This window comes from Halalkalibacterium halodurans, from assembly GCF_005671335.1.
Classification (GTDB): Bacteria; Bacillota; Bacilli; order Bacillales; family Bacillaceae_D; genus Halalkalibacterium; species Halalkalibacterium halodurans.
This window is the reverse complement of record NZ_CP040441.1, coordinates 4,146,211-4,170,085: the sequence shown is the minus strand read 5'-3', so window position 1 is coordinate 4,170,085 and position 23,875 is coordinate 4,146,211. Positions and strand designations below refer to the sequence as shown.

The following is a 23,875-nucleotide window of genomic DNA, read 5'->3' as shown; positions in this document are numbered from 1 at the left end:
ATGTTATGTTTACCAGTGATACCTTAGCTAGCTACTTAATGAAAATTGCCTTCACGCCTACAAGCCAAAAAGGTAATCGTTATCAGATAATAGTAGAAATTATAAACAATAAAAATTTATAATAGACTGTGGTATGATTGTAGTGAGACAAAAAAGAAGTGTTCCTAGCTGGCCGCCCTGCTATTTGTGACACCTAAGCAGGAGCGTCTACAATTCTATTTGCAAATCTAGGGGATAAGGAAGGTTATCTATGAGCAGCATACAGAACAAAACAGACGTTATCTTGATTGGTGCCGGAATTATGAGTGCGACTTTGGGATCATTGTTGAAAGAGTTAAAACCCGAATGGGAAATCAAAGTGTTTGAGAAACTCGCGAACGCAGGGGAAGAGAGCTCGAATGAATGGAATAATGCGGGTACAGGGCATGCTGCGCTGTGCGAACTTAATTATACAGCAGAAAAATCGGACGGAACCATTGATATTAGCAAGGCGGTTAAAATTAATGAGCAGTTTCAAATTTCAAGACAGTTTTGGGCTTATCTCGTAAGCCAAAATTTAATCTCCAATCCGCAAGATTTTATTATGCCTATTCCTCATATGAGCTTAGTGCAAGGGGAAGACAACGTTGCTTATCTGAAAAAGAGATTTAAAGCGCTATCAAACATTCCATTGTTTGAAGGGATGGAATTTTCGAATGACCCTGAAAAACTGAAGGAATGGATTCCACTTGTTATGGAAGGTCGTACGTCCAATGAGCCAATCGCCGCCACGAAAATTGACTCGGGGACCGATGTCAACTTTGGCGCTTTGACACGCATGTTGTTTGAGCACTTAAAGGAGCAAAATGTAGAAGTCCACTACAAGCATAGTGTAAAGGACATTAAACGTACGAGTGACGGCTCGTGGAGTGTGAAAGTTCAGGAAATTGAAAGCGGTACGATCGAATACCATACGGCCAATTTTGTTTTTATTGGCGGAGGGGGTGGAAGTCTGCCTTTACTCCAAAAAACAGGTATTCCTGAATCAAAAAATATCGGCGGCTTCCCGGTAAGTGGGCTCTTTATGGTCTGTAATAACCCGGAAGTGGTCGAGCAGCATCATGCGAAGGTGTACGGAAAAGCGAAGGTAGGCGCCCCACCTATGTCTGTACCGCATCTTGATACAAGATATATTGATAACAAAAAATCATTGCTGTTTGGGCCATTTGCCGGGTTCTCACCAAAGTTCTTAAAAACGGGCTCCAATTTTGACTTGATCGGTTCTGTAAAGCCGTATAATGTTTTCACGATGCTGGCGGCAGGTGCAAAAGAGATGTCCTTAACCAAATACTTGATTCAGCAAGTGATGTTGTCAAAGGAAAAGCGTATGGCCGAACTGCGGGAGTTCATGCCAAACGCCAAGAGCGAGGATTGGGATATCGTCGTCGCAGGCCAACGGGTGCAAGTCATTAAAGATACAGAAGCAGGTGGAAAAGGAACCCTTCAATTTGGTACGGAAGTTGTCAGTAGCGCGGATGGTTCGATTGCTGCATTGCTTGGGGCATCTCCGGGAGCTTCAACTGCTGTCCACGTCATGCTTGAAGTATTAGAAAAATGCTTCCCGCACCATATGCTAGAGTGGCAGCCGAAAATCAAAGAAATGATTCCTTCGTATGGCGTGTCACTTGCGGAAAACCGTGAGCTGTTCCAAGAGATTCACCAGTCCACTGCGGAGGCGCTTGGCCTGAGCGAAAAGGAATTGGTGCATAGTTAATCTTTCTCGGTAATAATAGAGGGAATCTTTATTCCTCATAGGCTCCCCTTGTGGTATTCAGTTTAAACTGTTTATTATAAGGAGGAGCTTTTTTATGTTTTGCTGAGTCTTGAAAAAACCAGTGGCACATGCTACTGGTTTTAAGCGTTATGGCTATATTGTTCAGTGCGATATAACTGAATGAAATCAGACCATTTCATTTTTCGTTTCAAATAATCGTGAAAAGAATAGCTTGTTTTTGAGTCAGGGTTATTGTAAATGAATGCTGCAAGGGCTTGTAAACGAGCGTGAACCAAAAAATAATGAGGGTTCCTCGAGTCTAGCACGGGGATCTCTGTGATTTTCACTTTTTGTCCAGCCATGTTTTTGAATTCAAGACGCTTGTAAATCAAAATATCGACCTCTTTTTAGACGTTTCTTTCTATTATACCTAATTTCTATCGGGCAAGTATGAAATATTAAAATATTTCGACATATCCATGATGGAGATTTCTATCGACGTTGCGGTCTTTACGTACAAAAGAAAAACCAGAATCCTAGTTCAGGATCTGGTTTTTTCTTTTACGCTAGTCGTGTTTTAAAGTCTTGATAGCCAAATTGGCGTACAACCTGACAATCGCCATCTTGATGTTTGGTGGCAATAGCTGGAAGTGGCATGCCGTTGAACGTGTTCGTTTTCACCATGGAGTAAATCGCCATATCCCCAAAAACTAATCGGTCGCCGCTTTTTAATGGCTGGTCAAACGAATAGTCACCGATGACGTCACCTGTCAGGCAGGTCGGGCCTCCGAGTCGATAGGTGAACGGCTTTTCGCCTGGTTCCCCTGATCCGAAAAGAGGGGGGCGGTAAGGCATTTCGAGGACGTCAGGCATATGACAAGTGGCGGACGTGTCCAAAATCGCAATGTCGATTCCGTTTTTATGGAGGTCAAGGACTGTCGTGACGAGATAGCCCGCGTTAAGCGCGATCGCTTCGCCCGGTTCAAGGTAGACTTCCAAACCGTATTTGTCCTGCATTCTCTTAATGCAAGCTTCCAATCTCGGGATATCGTAATCATCCCTTGTGATATGGTGACCGCCACCAAAGTTGATCCATTCCATTTGCGGTAGCCACTGGCCAAACTTTTCTTCTACTGCATCAAGCGTTGTTTCTAAATCGTCAGAGTTTTGCTGACAAAGTGTGTGGAAGTGAAGTCCTGACACCCCGTCAAGCAGCTCCTGACGAACATCTTCCTGTTTAACACCGAATCTAGAGCCTGGTGAACAAGGATCATAAATCTCATGGCCCACTTGGGTGGAGCATTCAGGGTTGATGCGTAAGCCCACTTTACTCCCAGCATCAAGAGCTCTCTGTTTAAACTTCTCAAGCTGAGAGAAGGAATTAAAGATGATATGGTCGCAAATCGAGACGATTTCATCGATTTCATCTTCACGATAGGCGGGGGCAAAGATATGATTTTCTTTGCCCATCTCCTCATGACCTAATCGTGCCTCGTACAAGCCGCTTGCCGTTGTACCCGTTAAGTACTTTCCGATGAGCGGGTACATGGTCGACATGGAAAAAGCTTTTTGCGCCAACACAATTTTTGCTCCTGTGCGCTTCATGATGCCGTTTAGGATTTTTACGTTTTTCTCCACGAGCGCTTCATCCACTACGTAACATGGCGTCGGTAATTCTTCAAAACGCATTTTAACGAACAAGCTCCGTCTCTTTAATCGGATCAGAGTCGACAAGCTGAGGATTGTGGTCTTCTTTCCAAGGAAGTCCCCACTTGTTCAACGCTTCCATGAATGGATCTGGATCAAACTCTTCAATGTTATATACTCCTGGCTTATTCCATTTTCCAGTCATAAGCATCATCGCACCGATCATGGCTGGAACGCCAGTTGTGTAAGAAACGGCTTGGGAGCCCACTTCTTTATAGCATTCCTCATGATCACAAACGTTGTATAGATAGTACGTTTTATCTTTACCGTCTTTTTTCCCTTTAAAGATACAACCAATGTTCGTTTTCCCTTTTGTGCGCGGGCCAAGAGAAGCAGGGTCAGGTAAGACAGCTTTCAGAAATTGAAGTGGAATGATTTCCTTCCCTTCAAATTCAATTGGCTCAATGGACGTCATGCCCACATTTTCAAGGCATTTTAAGTGCGTTAGATAGCTTTCGCTAAAGGTCATAAAGAAACGAATCCGTTTGATTCCTGGAATGTTGACTGCAAGAGATTCAAGCTCTTCATGGTAAAGCAAGTACATATCTTTCTCGCCAACTTCAGGGAAGTTGTATACACGTTTAATTTCCATTGGTTTCGTCTCGACCCATTCGCCATTTTCCCAATAACGTCCGTTCGCTGACACTTCACGGATGTTGATTTCAGGATTGAAGTTCGTCGCAAAAGGATACCCATGATCCCCTGCGTTACAGTCGAGAATGTCGATATATTCAATTTCATCAAAATGATGCTTTAGCGCATAAGCAGAAAATACACCGGTCACCCCTGGGTCAAATCCGCTACCTAAAAGTGCGGTAATGCCCGCCTTTTCAAAGCGCTCACGATAATCCCATTGCCATTTATATTCGAATTTAGCCGTATCTTCTGGTTCGTAGTTTGCCGTATCCAAATAGTTGGTTTTTGTGGCAAGACACGCATCCATGATCGTTAAATCTTGATACGGTAATGCCAAGTTCATGACAACGTCAGGCTTCACTTCTTCGATAAGAGCAATTAGCTCATCCACATTGTTAGCATCTACTTGTGCCGTTGTGATCTTTGTTTTGCCGCCATCCAGTTTTGCCTTTAACGCATCACATTTTGATTTTGTCCGGCTCGCAATACAAATCTCTTCAAAGACTTCACTGTTTTGAACACACTTGTGGACCGCGACCGATGCTACACCACCACAACCGATAATAAGTGCTTTTCCCATTTGCATATCTCCTAACATAAAATTTTTAAAAGTAAAAAGAGGAAATCCATGACAATCTGCCGAATAAAAAGATTGTTAAAACACGAGCCAGTGGGCAACAAAAAAGCAAGTGCATAGCGCATCAACACGCACAACACTTGCTTCATATATTCAATATTAAAAAAGCATAAATGTACCCATAAAAAGGCTGTATGGATACATCTACCTTAAGCTTTGGGAGCACTATAGTAGAAAGCTTATTAATATTTAAATATATCTTTTAGGTTCAGAGTCTAATAGCAAATAATTACTTTTACCACTCTTATTGACCGTTTCACAAGTTGCGTGCGTATGCACTGGTTGTAAAGTAACCAACTTATAAAATTTGAGCTTTTAACTCAATCAATAAGGCAACTAAAGTTGCCAATCGGCATTTGACCCGGCGTACCGTTGCCTTAACTTCCCAAAGGAAGTGGTCAAAAATTATCTGCTTGGAAAGACTCTCAAGTATATTTGAATATTAGCTTCCCAATTCATGCCTCTATCTTATCAGCATGTTCGAAAAATAGCAATTAGTTCAGGTAAAAAAATTTCAAGAACACAACTGGTAAAATGTCTTCGGTTTAGTAGGGAACAACCGCTTTTGTCAGACGATTCAAATCCAAGATAAGGGGGTGCCTAAAAGGTAACCTTTTTTCAGAGAAAGTCTAGCCAAGGGGGGCAACACAAAGGGGCATCCTGAAAGACACCTCTACGATCCGTCATCACCTTTTCAAAAACTCACTGTGATTCCTTTCTTTCTGTCGCTCCGCTAGCCAGCCTTTTTTCATGTTCTAGACAGAAACCTCGCTCATGAATGTATCGTGAAAAAAGGGCATCCATGTTTCCGTTTGCCACAACGTGAGGCTCATCGATAAACTTTACCCCCTCATCGGTTAGCTTTTCATAGATCTCCTTTATACTCTCCACTTGAAAATAGACAACCGAACTCGAATGGGCGTATGCCTCTTTTTCAGGAAGGCTTAAGAGAAGGCGAAGTCCGTTACACTCAAAAAACGCCATGCTGTCCATGCGAAACAGAAGCGAGAGCCCGAGTGTTTCTTGATCCGACTCCATGCATTTGACTTTCATATGATTCTATTATACATAATAATGGAAATAGGATGTGGTTAATTTCCATAGAAAAAGGATGTTCTCAATGGGGGGAGCTATGAATAGTTTTGATGCACTAAATGTTTTTTATCGAGAGGATGCGATTTCTGATTTTCTTGTCAATTGCTTTCGGGATTCTCCTAGCATCTATGACACGTCAGATGGTAGAGAACGCTTTCGGTAAAGTCAAGAAGACTTTGCTGCATTTATCGGCTCATCGCCTGATGAACGTTTCAAAACCTTGTTGCAAAAGCGCCCGAATTTAATCGACCGCGTTCCGCAACATCAGTTGGCTAGTTATCACTATAAAAGAATTCCTTTAAAGGAAATATACTCACAGGATTATCAGAGAATAAGTTCCGCATATAAGAATGAGATTAAAATAAGGTTGAAAAAATGGCAGATGTATATAAAAACCAAGTATTAAATTCATCACATATCATCTATATTAAAACCAAAAAAAGGCACAGGAAAATAAAAATGTGATATTAGTATTATTTTTGTTAAAATTGGAATAATTTATTTACAAGCTCTAAATTTTATGGTATCCTAATGGCAATTCAACAAGAGGAACGCACAAAACTATTTGTAGCACTTAGCGGAGTTTATATGGAGAGGAGGGAAATCTAGTGAAGAAAATTGGAATAACAGTAGTAGGTAGCGCATTGGTTTTAATGATGGCGGCTGTTCCTGCTTTTGCACAAACTGATAGCCCAGAAAAAGGTGGTACGGTTGCACTGGAAGGCGAACCACCAACAGTTACACCATATGCAATCAAGGAAGTTGATAGTGGTAATGGACGTTGGGATTATGGGACACGCCTGACAGTCACATTGAAGAAAAAAGTTTGGTCTAACCTTGATCATAACACTAAAACACATCGCTCTAGCACTGAAATTGACGGTAACTACGATGATAGTGGATGGGTACCAAAACGTACTACATCCAAGGCTAGTTCAATTGGCCCTAGAAACTCGGTAGGTTACGCTAATTGGGACGTAAAATAGTTAAATTAAAAGTAAAAGAGGAGTCACTCTCATATAAGTGACTTCTCTTTTACCATATGGGCTTATTTGAGAGGAGGATATAGTTTGAAACGTCTCTTAGTAATATTTAGTTTTATCATGTTTTTAATACTAGCTCTATCAAATTATTATTCTTATCAGGCAGAAAGTTATCAAAAATTAGTTGATCCATCGGGGGACTACACTTATAACTTTGAGATACCAGAAGATACTTTGAATGCGGATCCGAAGCGACTAACATTATTAAAAAAAGCCGCAAAAAAGAATAAAGTAAATATTATTCGCACCGTGTCTTATTACGACGATAAAAAAGAAAAAACATACACCGAGGCTTATTTATTTTTGTCAACAAATACACACTTATTTGAAAAAATGAATGTTGTAAAGGGTCGTGGTTTAACAATAGAAGATATGATGAACCTTGATAGGTTTATTTCTACTGATGAAACCGCATCGAAAGACCAAGTAGGGGTTATAAGCAACTTTGGAGGAAAAAACACCTACTCAATACATGTATTGGATAATGTAATAGCCAATTATAAATACTCGGGTCTTTACAGAGTAGAGACCACATCAAAAGAACAATATGATGAATTCATTAATGATTACGTAAGTTATGTGAATGATGCAACAGGTGAAAATTTCAGTCCGGAAATGTATACAAATATAACTAGATCAACAAAGATGGAATTGAACAATGTTATTGATACAGAGATAATAGGCATCTTTTTTGTAACAATCATGATCTTTACCTTTTTATTTTATTTGATAGCCCGAACAAAAGAAATATCGGTAATGAAACTTAATGGTTATACGATTAAATCCATTTGCTCGAGGATTTTTGTTCAATTTTTTACGAAGGTATTTTTAGTTAGCAGTCTTATAATTATTCCATGGATGTTTTTTATTGAAGATAATAGCTATGGGTTTGTCAATAAGGTCTACATAACAAATTTTATTATATATGTAATACTGATTGTTGTATTGACCAGTTTATGTTTTCTTTATGCCAAGAACATTCGAATAGCTAGTTCTATTAAAGGGAAAAAACCAATTGGTATAGTTGCAATTTTAAACGGTATATTTAAGGTAGTAGTTTCAATTATTATTTTAATAATTGCTGTCAACTTACTTCAGAACTTAACACAAATTAATCAAAAACAAAACAGTCTTAATAATTGGTCTGAGTTTCATAACTATGGAGTATTTTATCCAGTAAAGACTGGAAATGATTCCAGTGTCATCAGGGAAGGTAAATATCCACTTGATATTCCGACATATAAATTGTATTCCTATCTTAATCAGAAGTTTCAGGCTATATATATTGATTCCGATATATATACGGAAGATAGTTTAGAAATAAACGCAGGTAATAATATCATCAGATATATCACGGTGAATCCCAATTATTTAGACAAGTATCCGATTTTTGATACAGAAGGAAATAAGATTGATATTAATGAAGAAAATGAGCATGCCGTTTTTCTTGTCCCAGAGCAATACAAGAAAAAAGAAGATTTTAACCTTGATTATTTTACCTCGGTTAGAGAGGATAGATATAAATTACATCGGGATTTTTATAATCAAACAGATAAAGCCAAAAGTAAAAAGATTGATTTTATATACATGAAATCTGGTCAAAAAATATTTTCAATGAATCCCGATGTCATGCCAAATAATAATAATAATATTGTTGATCCAATTATCCAAGTTATGACAGAGGGAAATGCTTTAGTACCAGATATCCATTATACCTCTAGCAGTAATCAAACACTTTTTATCAAATTAATAAACAATGATTCTGAACTAACCTATAAGCAATTGCTTCCAAAGCTACAGGAATATAAATTGGACGATAACTTTCCGTATCTTGTTCAATCAAATGAGGTAATCCTAAGTGAAATTAATGACTTAAACTCGGAAGCCAAGACAATAGGTTACATTTTATTATTCATGTTTTTAATACTAATAATGCTTTTGTTTCAAAACATCTATTTACAATTTGAGCGGAATAAGTTTGAGTTCTTTTTAAAAAAGACATTTGGCCATACATTTGTTGGGAAGTATAAAAAGGTATTATTACTTCTACTACTTACCAATCTACTTGAATTTATAGGTGGAATGTTTTTAATTGATTCTAGTTTTTTCATTATATTTATTGTAAAAGTATTAATTGAACTGGGGTTAGTGATTTTACTAATTATCTACTTTGAAAGAAAAAACACAGTACAGGTACTGAAAGAGGGTGTTTAATGTGGTGATTTGCGAATTGCAAAATATCCATAAAAAGTTTGGAGATAAAATAATTTTTGAAAATTTTTATATTCGTATAAACCAAGGTGATTTCCTTTGTATAGCCGGTAATAGTGGAACGGGAAAATCAACATTATTGAATATGATGGGTCTGTTAGAATACCCTGATTCTGGGACGATAAATGTATTTGAAAAACAAAATGTTAAACCCAATACGCACACCGCTCAAAAATTGCTACGGCATAAAATAGGTTTCTTATTTCAGAACTTCGCATTAATTGATGATAAATCAGTTAATTACAACCTTGACCTCGCATGTGTGGGTAAAAAACGGTGGGATAATAATAACAAAACACAATTGTTGGAGAAATTACAATTAGATGTTCCGTTAAATAAAAAGGTCTATCATTTATCCGGTGGGGAGCAGCAGCGACTTGCCTTAGCAAGATTAATAATTAAGGATTGTGATTTTATCCTTGCAGATGAGCCAACTGGATCTTTGGATCAAACCAATAGAAATACAGTTTTGGATATTTTATCTCAGTTAAATCACGATGGAAAAACAATCGTAATCGTGTCTCATGATCCTTTTGTGATGGAACGTTGCCAAAGAGTTGTAAATTTATAGCATTTTACCTTGCTATTAAACTATTTAAACAGATCTCGCATCATCCCGTCATTTTATGACTAGATTGTTTGGTAAGTAAGTGACTTTCTTCTAATATAAATATCCATTTCCTTGTTATTAATGGCTTATAAAAATGGTATAAATTGATGACAATTAGACGATTATTTCTTAGCATAGATTGTAAATAAGGCGCTTTTTGTTGGTAATACCCCAATAAAGAAGAGCTTATTCATTATTTAACGGATATTTGTTTTTTTTTGAAAAATTCCTTAATTCACCTTTTCTGGGGGATGGGCAAAAACACCCGTACTAGGCCATTAAAACTGTCTAATCGTTGTTAAAACAAGGGTACTCGTCTTGAAAATGTGCATGAAAAATTCTTGAGTTAAATCTATTATGATTTTTATAGTTTGTTTACCATTAATTAGCCTTGTTATTCCAACCATGTAGTTACATCCTATAGTCATTATTTTATATTTGGCAGAGCGAAAGGCGTAGAAAAAACTTCGTAAGCTTCGAATCTACCCTCTTAGTCGCTTTTGCGCCGAATTAATGTCGGCCGTAATAGGAATATGAGGCAACGCTTTTCCTAAACCATATAAGGGCATGTTGCCATAAACCGATTCATACTGCCCCGCTTTTAGCCGGTACGTTTCATGATAGATGCCGACAGCGTCATTGTCTCCAACCTTTTGATTAAAGTTTTTCCATGCGGTTAAATGTTTCTCGTTTCTTGCATAGGCTGTCAAGTCATCCGTTGATCGCCAGTATTGTATCAAGGCTACCGTCCGCAAACCAAAGTAGCTTTCCATTGATAAAAATCCTAATTCTTCCTTATTTTCATGGAGCTCTTTGAGCATTCCGGGCATGGCCATGAACACAGGCAGCCATTTACGCAGTGCCCACCGTTTGTTTACCCTCATCCCAATGATGAAAACGACAACATCGTTGTCATTTTCCGTTGTATATCGGCCGGTGAAAATCGATTTGCTCATAACCTTAGTTCTCCTTTCGCTTGAACGTTTCAAGAGAAGCTGTGCACCAATCGATGGCTGCCAGTGTGGCACGTTTCCCGTAGTCTAATGTGCAGAGCCAATACCAGGCGTCTTCTTGATTTGCGTCATGGCTTTTAATCGCTTGTTCGACGTTTACATATGTTTGGTAACGTTCTTCTAGCTTTTGTTTGTAATCCTCTAACACTCTTGTTGTACTTTGCTTTGATTGATAACGGCCAAAAAACAATTTAAGTAAAACTTCATTTCGCTCTACAGGAAGTTGCTCTACAGGTTGTTCGAGCCAGCGTTTCAATGTTTCGATTCCTTTAGGTGTGAGGAAATACTCATTTCGATCTGGTTTTCCTTCGGTTGCCGACGTTCGCACTTCCGCTAATCCATCTTCAACGATTTTTTTTAAAGTCGGATAGATTTGCCCATAACTTATTTTCCAGAAGTGATTTAAGCTTTGATCAATCAGTTGTTTAATGGCATAGCCTGACTTACAATCGGTCGTCAAAATGCCAAGAATCGCGTAGGTGGTATGATTATATTTTTTCAACTGTCCTCACCATATCTTTTAGATATATATCATTTAGATATATTATACGGTATGAGTTTCATTAAAGCAATCATTAAAAAAATGAGCGGAGGTGTTCTTTTGAAGATTATCGATACGGTTCCCTTCTTCCTTAAATACTACGAGTCTTCGCTAGCTTTTTTAAAACACTATTACAGTCAATATCCTAAAATTTTTAACGAATATTTTGCCTACCACTGCAAAGATACGGAGGAGAGGCATGACCAATCACTTGCAAAATATCCCGAGTCGTTGTTAGCTATTCAGCAGGTGCGCAGAGCGATCATCCCGATAATTGAGGAGGTAGTGGAGGAATACGGTCGACTCTATCAGGTGACGTTTCCGACTGAAGTAAATCTGATCGTTGGTGGCTATGGCTCGAATGCGTATACACATCGGCAAATTATCCCTGACGTTACGTTTGCTTTAGAAAGGCTGTCTCCGAAGGTTGAGCATTTGCAGGCGATCGTCGCCCATGATTTTGGTCATGTTGCGCATAACATCCTTTCGTCTGAAGCCGGTATGGACTGGGGAAAAGTGCAGTGGGATAGCCCGCTAATTTGGCTATATCAAGAAGGAGCTGCGATACACTTTTCACGGCAAATAGCGCCTCAACTTCCACCTGCAATGTACTTTTCCTTTGATGCTGAAGGGGAGGAGTGGTTACGTTTTTTTAAGGAAAATACCCATGCGGTCAAAAGCGCATTTGCTCATGATTATGTTCAGGAAACGAGCCAATCCATGTTTCAGGAATGGTTTTCGATTAATGGCGGAAAGCGGTTTGGTTATAATCGGCTAGGCTATTTGGTCGGGGATTTGTTATTTCAGCATTTCACCAAAACAAAAGGTGAGCGGAATGCGATTACTGCTTGGAAAGAGGGGCGTTTTCGAGAAGAGGTAGAGCGGTGGTTTAAACGATGAAAGAGCCTGCTAGGGTGTCAGGCTCTTTCATCATGTTTTGGATTAGCGATCAGGGGAAACCAATATTTTCACCTGACTTTTTTCTTTCATTAAAGCCTCGAAGCCTTGCTCTACAATGTCATGTAGGCCGATCCGCTTGGTGACTAACGTCTCAGCGGAAAAGTAGCCTTGATTCATCAAGCTGATGACCGCTGGGAAAATGTCGCGGTAGCCAATAATCCCTGCAATGTTTCGTTCTCGCATGACAACTAGGTTTGGTTGAAAAGAGGCTTCTTTTTCAAAGATGCTCACAATCATCGTTTGCCCGTTTAGCTTGGTGGACTCGATCGCCTGTGTTAAGACAATAGGGACACCGGTTACTTCAAAGGACACATCAGCACCGCCATCGGTTAGACGCTGAATTTCTTCCACTACATTTACTTCCGCTGGGTTCAGGGCAATGGCACCTAATTGTTCTGCTCTCTGTCTCCGTTCGGTTGAGAGTTCTACTGCGTAAATCTTTGAGGCCCCCGAAGCTTTAAGCGCTTCAATAACCAATAATCCGATTGGGCCTGTACCGAATACAACCGCTTGGTCACCGACATTAAACTGGCTCTGGCGGACCGCATATAAGGCAACGGCGGCGGGCTCGACTAAGGCCCCTTGCTCGAAGGATACAGTGTCCGGAATTTTGTGAACCATGTGCTCGTCTACTGTCACATATTCCGAGAAACCACCTCCACCTCCAGCTAAACCGAGGAACCCTAATTGCTCGCAAAGATTATACTTTCCTTGCTTGCAGGCGGTACAAGTACCACAAGCAAAAATCGGCTCGACCACTACACGGTCGCCCTCTTCACATTTGGTCACACCATCGCCTACTTCCACCACTTGTCCAGAAAACTCATGGCCCATCACAATCGGAGCTTTTTCTTCCGTTAGAGAATGAGGGCTATTTTGTGGAATAAAGATTGGACCGGCCGCATACTCATGAAGATCACTTCCACAAATGCCACACCATTTCACTTTAATCTTTACTTTCCCTTTAAGCGTTGCAGGTTCTGCGATGTCGTCAACTCTTACGTCTTTTACTCCATGCCATCTTAAAGCCTGCAAATAAAGGACCCCCTTTAAAGAAATTTATTGCATTAATTGAAGCGCTTTCATTATCATAGTGTCATAGATGGATAATGTTGTCAATGTAGACTAGAGCAGATGGTAAGGCATATAAGTTGATTTACCGTTTACTAGAGCGCGTACCATCATAAGGGCCCTTCTTTCTCGAATATTTTATTAATAAAGGACTTCTTTCATAACAACGCAATAAATTTTTTCGTTGGAAGTGACAGAAAATTTGGCTAAACGAAAAGATTGTATCGTGGGTTTAATCTATTTTTCTATCTGTTTTGTCTATTATTAATTGGCACAGTTTTTGCAAATGAAGGAGATAGACATACATGTTTGCGATCTAGAGAGGAGTCATAGGATGAACAAATTTCAAAAAGTTTCGATTATTGGAGTGCCAATGGATTTAGGACAGAAGCGTCGAGGGGTTGATATGGGACCGAGCGCGATGCGATATGCCGGGTTAATTGAAGAGATTGAGGCCCTTGGGTTTGAAGTAAAAGATTATGGGGATATTCCGATCAATCGCCCAGCAACGAGTGAGACTCAGGAGGGGCCGCTCAGAAATCTGGATGAAGTTGTAAAGGTGAGTGAGGAGTTGTGCAAAGGGGTTGCGGCAATCGAAGCAGAGCATAGCTTCCCTCTCATTTTAGGCGGCGACCATAGCATTAGCATCGGTTCGATTGCAGGTATCAGAAAAAGCTACAATAACCTTGGGGTCATTTGGTATGATGCCCATCCGGATTTAAATACAGAAGAGACATCACCATCTGGAAATATTCATGGGATGCCGTTGGCGGTTAATCTTGGCATCGGGCATGAGCGGTTAATGAACATAGGGGGCATTACTCCGAAAGTGAAACCTGAACATATTGTCATTATCGGGGCTCGCTCGATCGATGAGGGAGAACGGCAACTCATTAGGGAACAAGGCATTAAAGTTTATACGATGCACGAAGTTGATCGAATGGGCATGACGAGAGTGATTGAAGAGACGATTGACTATCTTTCTGCCCGCACCGATGGCGTCCATTTAAGCTTTGATTTGGATGGGATTGATCCAGTCGATGCACCAGGGGTAGGCACACCGGTATTAGGGGGGATTTCGTATCGGGAGAGTCATTTAGCCCTGGAAATGCTCGCGGAATCGGAATTGATTACGTCAGCTGAATTCGTGGAGATTAATCCAATTCTCGATAACAAAAACCAAACGGCAAACGTGGCGGTTGCGTTAGTGACCTCGCTTTTAGGAAAGAAGCTACTCTAACGTTCGATTAGCGGGAAAAAAGGGGGAGATTTTATGGGGGTTGAAGAAGTACAACGGAAAGAAACTGTAGAAAATCGAGGCAAAGGTTTGAAGGACTATTTATGGTTTCTCATTCCGTCGATCATTGGTGTAGGTCTATTTATGGTACCAATCCAAAAAGACAACGCAATTACGATTCCTGTCGCGTTTTTAGCGAAACAGCTGCAAGGAGCACTGGACGATCATTTGCCGGCTATCCTTACGATCATGCTTGCCATCGTCGTCGTGTTGTCCTGTGTGGCCACACTATTCAAGCCAAATTTGTTTATGAAAAACGGACTTTTGAAAAGTTTATTCGTCATCCATCCGATGTGGTTAGTTGTCCGGGTGCTCGGTTTCATTTTTGCGTTCATGACGTTGCTCCAACTCGGGCCGGAAGCGGTATGGTCTGAAGGAACGGGTGCATTGTTGTTGTACGATCTTTTGCCGCTGTTGTTCACAATCTTTTTATTTGCTGGACTCTTTCTTCCGTTCCTATTAAACTTCGGATTACTCGAGCTGTTCGGCGTGTTATTAAATAAATTTATGCGTCCGGTCTTTACGCTGCCAGGGCGTTCTTCGATTGATTGTTTGGCTTCGTGGATGGGGGACGGGACGATTGGTGTCTTGCTGACGAACAAACAATACGAAGAAGGCTTTTACACACAACGAGAAGCAGCTGTTATTAGTACGACATTTTCTGTTGTCTCGATTACGTTCAGCATTGTCGTCTTAGCGTATATGGACTTAGAGCATCTCTTTCTTCCGTACTATTTGACGATTGTGCTTGCAGGCCTTGCAGCGGCGATCATTCTCCCGAGAATACCGCCTTTGTCACGAAAGCGGGATACGTATTTGGTAGAAAATCCTGATCGATTTGATGAAAGCGCTTCAAAGGGGCGGGGGATGTTTGCCTATGGAATGACAAAAGCGTTAGAGAGAGCTAGGCAAAATCGTAGTGTGAAGAACTTGCTTCAAGGCGGAATGAAAAATGTATTTGATATGTGGTTTGCCGTCATCCCTGTCATTATGGCGATCGGAACGGTGGCCGTCATTTTCGCAGAGTATACGTCCCTGTTTAAAATCGTGGGTGCTCCGTTTGTACCGATTCTACAGCTGCTTCAAGTGCCTGAAGCCCATGCAGCTGCGCAAACAATGGTCGTCGGCTTTGCTGACATGTTCCTGCCAGCTATTATTGGGAGCGGCATTGAAAGTGATTTGACGAGATTTGTCATTGCCTGCGTGTCAGTTACGCAATTGATTTATATGTCTGAGGTCGGCGGACTGATTATCGCCTCAAAATTACCCGTTAAATTTATTGATCTTGTCCTGATTTTCTTATTGCGAACAATCATCACGTTACCAATTATTGTAGGAATGGCCCACCTGATTTTTTAACGTTCTGAGCTTGAGGAGGACTCAAGCTCTTTTCCGTTCGGGGTCGATCATGATCGAAAACATGTAAAAGGGGAAAGCAAATGAAGACTGATCAAAAACACATTTCATTCGGACTATCTGTCATTCCATTGCTCGTCATGTTTGTCTCCATGGGTTTTACGATTATTGTATTTGAAGGCAGCCCCCATATTCCGCTCATTGTCGGGACGGTTGTCGCAGCTTTTATTGCTTGGCGCGCGGGCTTTACGTGGAAGGAAATTGAGGCTGGACTTTACAAAGGGATCCGTCTAGCGCTCCCGGCGATCGTGATCATTATCATGGTCGGTGTCATTATTGGCGCGTGGATCGGGGGTGGGATCATTGCGACAATGGTCTATTACGGTCTTAAGCTGATCTCACCACCATTGTTCTTAGTATCAATTACGGTCATTACAGCGATTGTCTCCCTTGCTATCGGAAGTTCATGGTCGACGATGGGAACGATTGGTGTGGCGGGAATGGGGATTGGTATCAGTATGGGAATCCCTGCTCCGATGGTCGCAGGTGCCATCATCTCAGGCGCTTACTTCGGCGATAAAATGTCGCCCCTGTCTGACTCGACCAACCTTGCTGCTGGGATTACAGGTGTTGATTTATTTGAGCATATTAAACATATGCTTTATACGACGATTCCTGGGTTTGTCATTGCGCTCGTCTTCTATGCCGTGCTAGGGAGAAGCTTTCGCGCAGATTCAGTCGAGCAACAAGGCATTTTAGAGGTGATGAATCTGTTGCAAGAAAGCTTTGTCATTTCCCCATGGTTGCTATTGATCCCTGCATGTGTCATTTTTCTCGTCATTAAAAAGGTTCCTGCTTTGCCAGCCTTAACAGCGGGCGTCCTGCTCGGGTTTTTATCGCAAATCTTCGTTCAAGGTGGAACGGTTGGAGATGCGGTAAATACGTTAAGTGACGGGTTTGTGATTCTAACAGGGAATGAGATGATTGATACGCTTTTTAATCGTGGTGGAATTGAGGCGATGATGTATACCGTCTCCCTCACGATAGTGGCCATGACCTTTGGGGGCGTTCTAGAGAATACAGGAATGTTAAAGGTGATCGTAGCAAAAATTCTCATGCTCGCAAAGACGGCAAAAGGATTGCTGACGACGGCTATCAGTTCTGCGTTTTTCACGAACATTACAGCAGCCGAGCAATATATTTCCATTGTTATTCCGGGAAGAATGTATGTGGAAAGTTTTAGAGAAAAGAGACTTCATCCGAAAAATTTATCGCGTGCGGTAGAGGATGGGGGGACGCTCACATCGGTTTTTGTTCCTTGGAATACGTGCGCCATATTTATCTTTGCTACCCTATCTGTTCACCCGTTTGAATACGGTCCTTATGCGATATTTAATTTAATTGTTCCGTTTATTTCACTTTTGTTTGCTTGGACTGGATTTTCCATCGTGAAACTAACCGATCAAGAGGTGGAACAATGGAAGGAAAAAGCAAAGGCCATGTAAAAAAGCTTGAGTTCGTCTCAAGCTTGGAAGGTGTTTGGTCAAAAGCCTTGGCGATCGTACGACGAGAAAACCACCCGTACAATAGGGTTTTCGTCATCATTTTCGGGTGATACGCAGGTTGACCGCGGCAAAGAAAACACGACGAATGCAAACAAAGTGTGCGTGAGTCGATGTTGCACTTGTGCCTGTGGTGAAAGCGTCCGCCAAGTCGCCATTTATAAAGAATGAGAAAAGAAGCTGCCTTAAAAAGATATACTTTTGAGACAGTCCCTTTTACTTTGCGCTAATGCCTAACCGCTTCATCCGATATTGTAAGCTTTGCCGGCTTAAGCCTAGCTTTTCGGCGGTCTTCGTCACATGGTATTTGTTTCGTTCGAGCGCTTTTTTAATATACATTTTTTCGGCTTCAAGTAAATAATCTTTCAAGTCTCGTAACGGCTGTTGTTCCTCAACTGAGTGCTCTATGGCGTCAGAGGTACCTGTTTCGTAGACGCTTGTGATTTGCGAGGAGAGGGGAGCCGAAAGTGATTTTTGGCGAAAGTGGAACGGTAAATGTCGCACATCAATTAGGTCCTCACCGATCATCAGGTTCATCGCGCCCTCAATGATGTGCTCCAGTTCGCGAACGTTTCCAGGCCAATCGTACTGTAGGAGTAATTGTGTGACTTCATCGCTAAGCCCCTTCACTTCCATTTGAAACCGCTCATTGTATTTTGCGATAAAATGGTCAACGAGAGGGAGAATGTCCTCTTTCCGTTCCCGCAAAGGAGGAATGAAGAGGGTGACCACGCCTAGCCGGTAATACAAGTCTTTTCGCAGACGCCCGCTTGCGATTGCTTCAATTGGATCTTCGTTAATCGTGGAAAGAATCCGAACGTTCACTTTGCGATCAACCGTGTCCCCAACACGACGAATTTGCTTTTCTTGAATCGCCCGTAACAGCTTTGCTTGTAGGGGTGGGGTAAGAGAGTTAATTTCATCAAGCAACAATGTGCCCCCCTCAGCTTCCTCAAATAAGCCGGGACGTTCAATTGCCCCAGTATAGGCGCCTTTTTTCGTCCCGAATAACAAGCTTTCTATTAACGTTTCCGGCATGGCGGCACAGTTTTGTGAAATGAATGGCCCTTTGGAACGATCGCTTCCATTGTGAATGCTTTGGGCAAATAATTCTTTTCCCGTCCCTGTTTCGCCGACGATGAGGACGGAAGAAGCAGTCCGTGTCGCTCGCTTTGTATTTTCAATTACTTCACGGATAGCCGTGCTTTCTCCAATAATGCTGTCAAAGGTATAGCGGGTATTGCCTTTACTCTCCATGTTTTTTCGAATGAGCCGCTCTAATTTCGTAACGTCCTTCGAAATTTCGATCGCCCCGATCACCTGGCCATTTTCATAGAGAGGGAAGGTGTTATTAATGGTCGTAATCTCTTTCCCTTTATTATTAAAATACGTTTGCTTTACATCTTTAGAGTGCTTCTTTTTGTAGAGTGCTTCTAATAAGGTGCTACCTTGTCCTTCCTCAAACATGAAGATGTCTAAAAAATCTTTGTTCTCTACATCCTCTTTTGTCAGCGATTCAATTTCCATCATCTTTTTATTATAAATGATCGTCTGTCCGAACGTATCAATCACATGAATGCCAACGTCGATTTCATTCATGATCGTTTCGTAGATAATTCGTTGCTGCGACAGAGGGAGGTTTCCGATTCGTTCCATTGTTTGTCCTCCAAGTAAACGATTTTGCCCTCATTTTAAACGAGGGAGGGAAAAGGTGCAAATTATTTTTTCGTTTTATAGGTTATGATTAAGAAATAAAGAAAAATAATTTTTCGAAGACTGCCAAAAAGTTTTTCGCTCATATCGCCAAAATAATGAGCAAAAGAACATTTCTTTTTCGTTCCACGTGAAACATCGTGGTTTATAAAGTTGGCACAGGATTTGCATTGATTATTAGTAGAAGTCATCTGATTTAAGGGGGAGATTGAACATGAAAATGCAATCGTCAACATCTGCTGTCATTGAGAAGACGGAAAAGTACGGGGCAAAAAATTATCACCCGCTTCCAATTGTTATTTCAGAAGCAAAAGGAGTTTGGGTGAAAGACCCTGAAGGGAGAAAATACCTTGATATGTTAAGTGCGTATTCTGCTGTGAATCAAGGGCATTGCCACCCGAAAATTATCCAAGCATTAAAAGATCAAGCCGATAAAATTACATTAACCTCGAGAGCATTTCATAACGATCAACTTGCACCTTTTTATGAGAAGGTATCTAAGCTAACGGGGAAAAACATGCTTTTGCCGATGAACACAGGTGCGGAGGCTGTCGAAACAGCTGTAAAAGCAGCGCGTCGTTGGGCTTACGATGTGAAGGGTGTGCCTGATAATCAAGCCGAAATCATCGTTTGTGAAGACAATTTTCATGGGCGGACGATGACGGCCGTCTCCCTTTCTTCAAATGACGAGTACAAGCGAGGATTCGGCCCAATGCTTCCAGGGATTAAAGTGATCCCTTACGGCGATTTAGAAGCGCTAAAAGCGGCGATCACTAGTCACACGGCTGCGTTTTTAGTCGAGCCGATTCAAGGGGAAGCGGGCATTCGAATTCCTCAGGAAGGCTTCTTAAAGGAAGCGTATGCATTATGTAAGCGAGAAAACGTCTTGTTTATTGCCGACGAAATTCAATCAGGGCTTGGACGTTCTGGGAAATGGTTCGCGTGTGACTGGGAAGATGTGAAGCCAGACATGTATATTTTAGGGAAAGCACTCGGTGGCGGGGTATTCCCAATTTCCGTCGTATGTGCCGATCGCGACATTCTCGGTGTCTTTGAGCCTGGATCTCACGGTTCCACGTTTGGTGGGAATCCGCTCGCTTGTGCTGTGTCAATTGCTGCTCTAGAGGTTCTTGAAGAGGAAAAGCTAGTCGAGCGTTCCTATGAGTATGGAAATTACTTGTTAACGAAATTAAAAGAGATTGATAACCCGATCATTAAAGACGTCCGTGGGAGAGGTTTATTTATCGGTGTCGAGTTACACGAGCCTGCGCGTAAATATTGTGAACAGTTGAAAGAAGAAGGACTTTTATGTAAAGAGACACATGAAACTGTCATTCGCTTCGCTCCACCATTAGTGATCAGTAAAGAAGATCTAGATTGGGCGATTGAAAAAATTTATCACGTGTTAAAACCATGAGGTGAACAGACAAATGGGGGCCATTGCAGAAAAAGGAAAAGAGTCTAGCATTCTATCGTCAACGCAAGATGTGATTCAACAAGCGTTAGGGAAGCTAGGCTATGAAGAGGGAATGTTCGAGTTGCTCAAGGAGCCGGTGCGAATGCTAACGGTTCGAATCCCTGTGCGGATGGACGACGGGACCGTCAAAGTGTTTACTGGCTATCGCGCGCAACACAATGATGCGGTTGGGCCGACAAAAGGGGGCGTTCGCTTCCATCCGGAAGTGACAGCCGATGAAGTGAAGGCGCTCTCGTTATGGATGACGTTAAAATGCGGAATCGTTAACATTCCGTACGGTGGTGGGAAAGGCGGGATCGTATGTGATCCGCGAACGATGTCATTTCCCGAAATCGAGCGGTTAAGCAGAGGGTACGTAAGAGCGATCAGTCAAATCGTCGGGCCATCTAAGGACATTCCGGCACCTGACGTATTTACGAACTCGCAAATTATGGCGTGGATGGTGGATGAGTATAGCCGGATTCGAGAGTTTGATTCACCTGGGTTCATTACAGGTAAGCCGATCGTGCTCGGCGGCTCCCACGGACGGGAAACAGCAACAGCCATGGGGGTCACAATTTGCATTGAAGAGGCAGCCAAGCTGAAACAGCTGGATTTACGGGAGGCCACCGTTATTATCCAAGGCTTTGGTAATGCAGGAGGCTACTTAGCCAAAATCTTGAGCGATCGCGGGGCGAAAATCATTGGCATTTCCGATGCGTATGGGGCGCTCTATGATGAAACAGGCTTAGATATTGAGTATTTGCTTGATCGCCGCGATTCATTTGGCACCGTGACGACGTTATTTAAAAACACCATAACAAACGAAGAGCTATTAGAAAAAAAGTGCGACATTCTCGTTCCAGCAGCGATTGCTAACCAAATTACAGAGGCAAATGCTCGCGAAATCAAAGCTTCGATCATTGTAGAGGCGGCGAATGGCCCAACAACGACTGAAGCAACAAATATTTTAACCGAGCGCGGTGTCTTAATTGTGCCTGACGTGCTTGCAAGCTCTGGTGGTGTCACCGTTTCGTATTTTGAATGGGTACAGAACAATTTAGGTTATTATTGGTCGGAAGAAGAAGTGTCCGAGAAACTTAGAAGTAAAATCGTTGAGGCGTTTCATCAAGTAGTGGAAACAGCGACGCGTTACAACGTTGACCCTCGTTTGGCGGCCTATATGGTTGGCGTACGAAAAACAGCAGAAGCTTCAAGATTCCGGGGCTGGATTTAGGAGGCGCAGGTCATGACAAGTTATCGTGCGATTGCAAGTGATTCTACCGGTGTCGTTCAGAAAGTCTTAGTCCGTGAAGGCGATTATGTACACGAATGGGAGCCACTATTTCTCATAGAGACAAATGGTGGTGCGATGAAAAAGGTCGAACTAGGGGTTAGAGGCTTCATTTCTACCGTCAAGGTGGCACCTGGAGATCAAGTGATCTCAGATATGACACTCGCCATCGTCGAAGAAGATCGGAAACCTGCTCCTTGTGATTGATCAATTATCAGTAATGGAGGCAAGAGAATGTTAACACCTTATAAGCATGAACCGTTTACAGATTTTAGTGTAGAAGAAAACCGCAGCGCGTTTGAGGCTGCCTTAAAGAACGTTGAAGGGGAATTAGGGAAAGACTACCCGTTAGTGATCAATGGGGAACGTGTGACGACCGATGATAAAATCGTTTCCGTGAATCCTGCCATGAAAGAGCAAGTGATCGGCGTCGTCTCAAAAGCAAGTCGCGAGATAGTAGATGATGCATTTAAATCGGCAGAGACGGCATTTCATACGTGGAAAAACGTCAATCCTGAAGAGCGAGCGAACATCTTAATCAGAGCGGCCGCGATCATTCGCCGGAGAAAGCATGAGTTTTCGGCATGGCTCGTGAAAGAAGCGGGTAAGCCTTGGAAAGAAGCCGATGCAGATACAGCGGAAGCGATCGACTTTTTAGAGTACTACGCCCGGCAAATGATTACGCTAAAGGATGGAAAGCCAGTCAATAGTCGCGAGGGTGAGCATAATCGCTACTTCTATACACCGATCGGGGTATGTGTCACAATCTCGCCTTGGAATTTCGCCTTGGCGATTATGGCTGGAACGACGGTAGCGCCAATTGTAACAGGGAACACTGTCTTACTGAAACCAGCTAGCACGACCCCTGTTGTCGCCGCAAAGTTCGTAGAAGTTCTTGAAGAAGCAGGTTTGCCAAAGGGTGTGGTCAACTTCGTCCCGGGAAGTGGAACAGATATCGGTGACTACTTGATCGATCATCCAAAAACAAGCTTGATCACATTTACCGGTTCGCGTGACGTGGGAGTTCGGCTTTATGAAAGGGCAGCGGTTGTTCATCCAGGTCAACAGCATTTGAAGCGCGTCATTGTAGAGATGGGAGGAAAAGACACCGTTGTTGTCGATAAGGATGCCGATCTCGATTTAGCTGCTCAATCGATCGTGACCTCGGCCTTCGGCTTTTCTGGACAAAAATGTTCTGCAGGTTCGAGAGCTGTCATCCATCAAGACGTCTATGATGTTGTGTTAGAGAAGGCCGTGGCCCTCACGAAACAACTCTCAGTAGGCGAACCGACGGCACCTGACGTCTATATGGGACCTGTCGTCGATCAAGGAGCTTTTTCGAAAATTATGAGCTATATCGAAGTGGGGAAAGAGGAAGGCCGACTGATGGTCGGAGGTGAAGGAGATGATTCAAAAGGCTTCTTCATTCAACCGACGATCTTTGCTGACGTAGATCCCCATGCGCGAATCATGCAGGAAGAGATTTTCGGTCCAGTCGTTGCCTTCAGTAAGGCAAGGGATTTTGATCATGCGCTAGAAATCGCCAATAATACCGAGTACGGTCTGACAGGAGCTGTCATTACAACGAACCGTCACCATATCGAAAAAGCGAAGCGAGACTTCCATGTAGGAAATCTATACTTTAACCGGAATTGCACAGGCGCGATTGTCGGCTACCACCCATTCGGCGGCTTTAAAATGTCAGGCACCGATTCAAAAGCTGGAGGACCTGATTATTTGGCCCTTCATATGCAAGCAAAAACCGTCTCCGAAATGTATTAAGGAGTCATAAGCCAAGTTCCTCAAAATGAGGAGTTTGGCTTTTTTCAATTTATCAATAGTAATGCTCGTCCAGTGGTA

The 23,875-nt window shown here is 42.1% G+C and carries 19 protein-coding genes and 2 pseudogenes; 13 read left to right on the top strand and 8 right to left on the bottom strand.

The annotated features are described in order from the left end of the window. Positions 1–250 precede the first annotated feature (250 nt). On the top strand, positions 251–1,753 hold the full coding sequence (locus FED51_RS20245) for a malate:quinone oxidoreductase (RefSeq protein ID WP_010900084.1): 1,503 nt from the start codon (positions 251–253) through the stop codon (positions 1,751–1,753). Between the two features lie 140 nt (positions 1,754–1,893). Here the strand turns inward: FED51_RS20245 and FED51_RS20240 are convergent, their stop codons facing one another. From FED51_RS20240 to FED51_RS20225, 4 genes and pseudogenes are all read right to left on the bottom strand, one after another. Next, the gene (locus FED51_RS20240) at positions 1,894–2,145 is read right to left on the bottom strand and encodes a YpmP family protein (RefSeq protein ID WP_053430084.1); all 252 of its coding nucleotides are present in this window, start codon (positions 2,143–2,145) and stop codon (positions 1,894–1,896) included. A gap of 169 nt (positions 2,146–2,314) precedes the next feature. Beyond that, the gene (nspC, locus tag FED51_RS20235; RefSeq protein WP_041821978.1) at positions 2,315–3,442 is read right to left on the bottom strand and encodes a carboxynorspermidine decarboxylase; all 1,128 of its coding nucleotides are present in this window, start codon (positions 3,440–3,442) and stop codon (positions 2,315–2,317) included. Position 3,443: 1 nt separating this feature from the next. Beyond that, positions 3,444–4,676 (bottom strand): saccharopine dehydrogenase family protein, encoded by a 1,233-nt coding sequence (locus FED51_RS20230; RefSeq protein WP_053430083.1) that lies wholly within the window; start codon positions 4,674–4,676, stop codon positions 3,444–3,446. Between the two features lie 812 nt (positions 4,677–5,488). Next, positions 5,489–5,786 (bottom strand): annotated as a pseudogene (locus FED51_RS20225) (VOC family protein). 161 nt (positions 5,787–5,947) lie between these two features. Between FED51_RS20225 and FED51_RS21790 the strand changes: the two are divergent. From FED51_RS21790 to FED51_RS20205, 4 genes and pseudogenes are all read left to right on the top strand, one after another. Next, positions 5,948–6,234: pseudogene (locus FED51_RS21790) on the top strand (hypothetical protein); the annotation flags it as partial. A 202-nt stretch (positions 6,235–6,436) separates the two neighbouring features. Continuing rightward, positions 6,437–6,814 carry a lactococcin 972 family bacteriocin gene (locus tag FED51_RS20215; RefSeq protein WP_053430082.1) on the top strand — a complete coding sequence of 126 codons (378 nt, stop codon included), beginning with the start codon at positions 6,437–6,439 and terminating at the stop codon, positions 6,812–6,814. An 84-nt stretch (positions 6,815–6,898) separates the two neighbouring features. Beyond that, positions 6,899–9,085, top strand: a complete 2,187-nt coding sequence (locus tag FED51_RS20210; protein ID WP_053430081.1) for a DUF1430 domain-containing protein — start codon at positions 6,899–6,901, stop codon at positions 9,083–9,085. A 1-nt stretch (position 9,086) separates the two neighbouring features. Next, positions 9,087–9,713: an ATP-binding cassette domain-containing protein gene (locus FED51_RS20205; RefSeq protein ID WP_053430080.1), complete on the top strand. Its 627-nt coding sequence runs from the start codon at positions 9,087–9,089 to the stop codon at positions 9,711–9,713. Positions 9,714–10,234: 521 nt separating this feature from the next. Here the strand turns inward: FED51_RS20205 and FED51_RS20200 are convergent. Both FED51_RS20200 and FED51_RS20195 read right to left on the bottom strand, forming a co-directional pair. Further along, positions 10,235–10,708 (bottom strand): DUF4188 domain-containing protein, encoded by a 474-nt coding sequence (locus FED51_RS20200; protein ID WP_053430079.1) that lies wholly within the window; start codon positions 10,706–10,708, stop codon positions 10,235–10,237. A gap of 4 nt (positions 10,709–10,712) precedes the next feature. Then, complete coding sequence (locus FED51_RS20195; protein ID WP_053430078.1) at positions 10,713–11,267, bottom strand: PadR family transcriptional regulator; 555 nt, start codon at positions 11,265–11,267, stop codon at positions 10,713–10,715. A gap of 99 nt (positions 11,268–11,366) precedes the next feature. Between FED51_RS20195 and FED51_RS20190 the strand changes: the two genes are divergently transcribed. Next, complete coding sequence (locus FED51_RS20190; RefSeq protein ID WP_041821973.1) at positions 11,367–12,206, top strand: hypothetical protein; 840 nt, start codon at positions 11,367–11,369, stop codon at positions 12,204–12,206. Between the two features lie 42 nt (positions 12,207–12,248). Here the strand turns inward: FED51_RS20190 and FED51_RS20185 are convergent, their stop codons facing one another. After that, on the bottom strand, positions 12,249–13,301 hold the full coding sequence (locus tag FED51_RS20185) for a 2,3-butanediol dehydrogenase (protein WP_053430077.1): 1,053 nt from the start codon (positions 13,299–13,301) through the stop codon (positions 12,249–12,251). Positions 13,302–13,671: 370 nt separating this feature from the next. On the opposite strand from FED51_RS20185, the gene rocF reads away from it, so the two are divergent. From rocF to nhaC, 3 genes are all read left to right on the top strand, one after another. Next, on the top strand, positions 13,672–14,577 hold the full coding sequence (gene rocF, locus FED51_RS20180) for an arginase (protein ID WP_010900073.1): 906 nt from the start codon (positions 13,672–13,674) through the stop codon (positions 14,575–14,577). A 33-nt stretch (positions 14,578–14,610) separates the two neighbouring features. Continuing rightward, complete coding sequence (locus FED51_RS20175; RefSeq protein WP_053430076.1) at positions 14,611–15,993, top strand: YjiH family protein; 1,383 nt, start codon at positions 14,611–14,613, stop codon at positions 15,991–15,993. Between the two features lie 80 nt (positions 15,994–16,073). Next, on the top strand, positions 16,074–17,495 hold the full coding sequence (gene nhaC, locus FED51_RS20170; protein WP_053430075.1) for a Na+/H+ antiporter NhaC: 1,422 nt from the start codon (positions 16,074–16,076) through the stop codon (positions 17,493–17,495). 273 nt (positions 17,496–17,768) lie between these two features. Here nhaC and FED51_RS20165 read toward each other — a convergent pair whose 3' ends face one another. Next, a complete protein-coding gene (locus tag FED51_RS20165) occupies positions 17,769–19,208 on the bottom strand; it encodes a sigma-54 interaction domain-containing protein (RefSeq protein WP_053430074.1) in 1,440 nt (479 codons plus the stop codon). Between the two features lie 271 nt (positions 19,209–19,479). On the opposite strand from FED51_RS20165, the gene FED51_RS20160 reads away from it, so the two are divergent. Genes FED51_RS20160 through pruA form a run of 4 tightly spaced genes read left to right on the top strand, consistent with a single transcriptional unit; the run spans position 19,480 to position 23,797 of the window. Then, positions 19,480–20,682, top strand: coding sequence for an ornithine--oxo-acid transaminase (locus tag FED51_RS20160; protein ID WP_053430073.1), 1,203 nt, complete (start codon positions 19,480–19,482; stop codon positions 20,680–20,682). 13 nt (positions 20,683–20,695) lie between these two features. Next, positions 20,696–21,958 carry a Glu/Leu/Phe/Val family dehydrogenase gene (locus tag FED51_RS20155; RefSeq protein ID WP_010900067.1) on the top strand — a complete coding sequence of 421 codons (1,263 nt, stop codon included), beginning with the start codon at positions 20,696–20,698 and terminating at the stop codon, positions 21,956–21,958. Positions 21,959–21,970: 12 nt separating this feature from the next. Beyond that, positions 21,971–22,222 carry a biotin/lipoyl attachment domain-containing protein gene (locus FED51_RS20150; protein ID WP_053430072.1) on the top strand — a complete coding sequence of 84 codons (252 nt, stop codon included), beginning with the start codon at positions 21,971–21,973 and terminating at the stop codon, positions 22,220–22,222. Positions 22,223–22,249: 27 nt separating this feature from the next. After that, positions 22,250–23,797, top strand: coding sequence for an L-glutamate gamma-semialdehyde dehydrogenase (pruA, locus tag FED51_RS20145; protein ID WP_010900065.1), 1,548 nt, complete (start codon positions 22,250–22,252; stop codon positions 23,795–23,797). Positions 23,798–23,875: the final 78 nt, after the last annotated feature.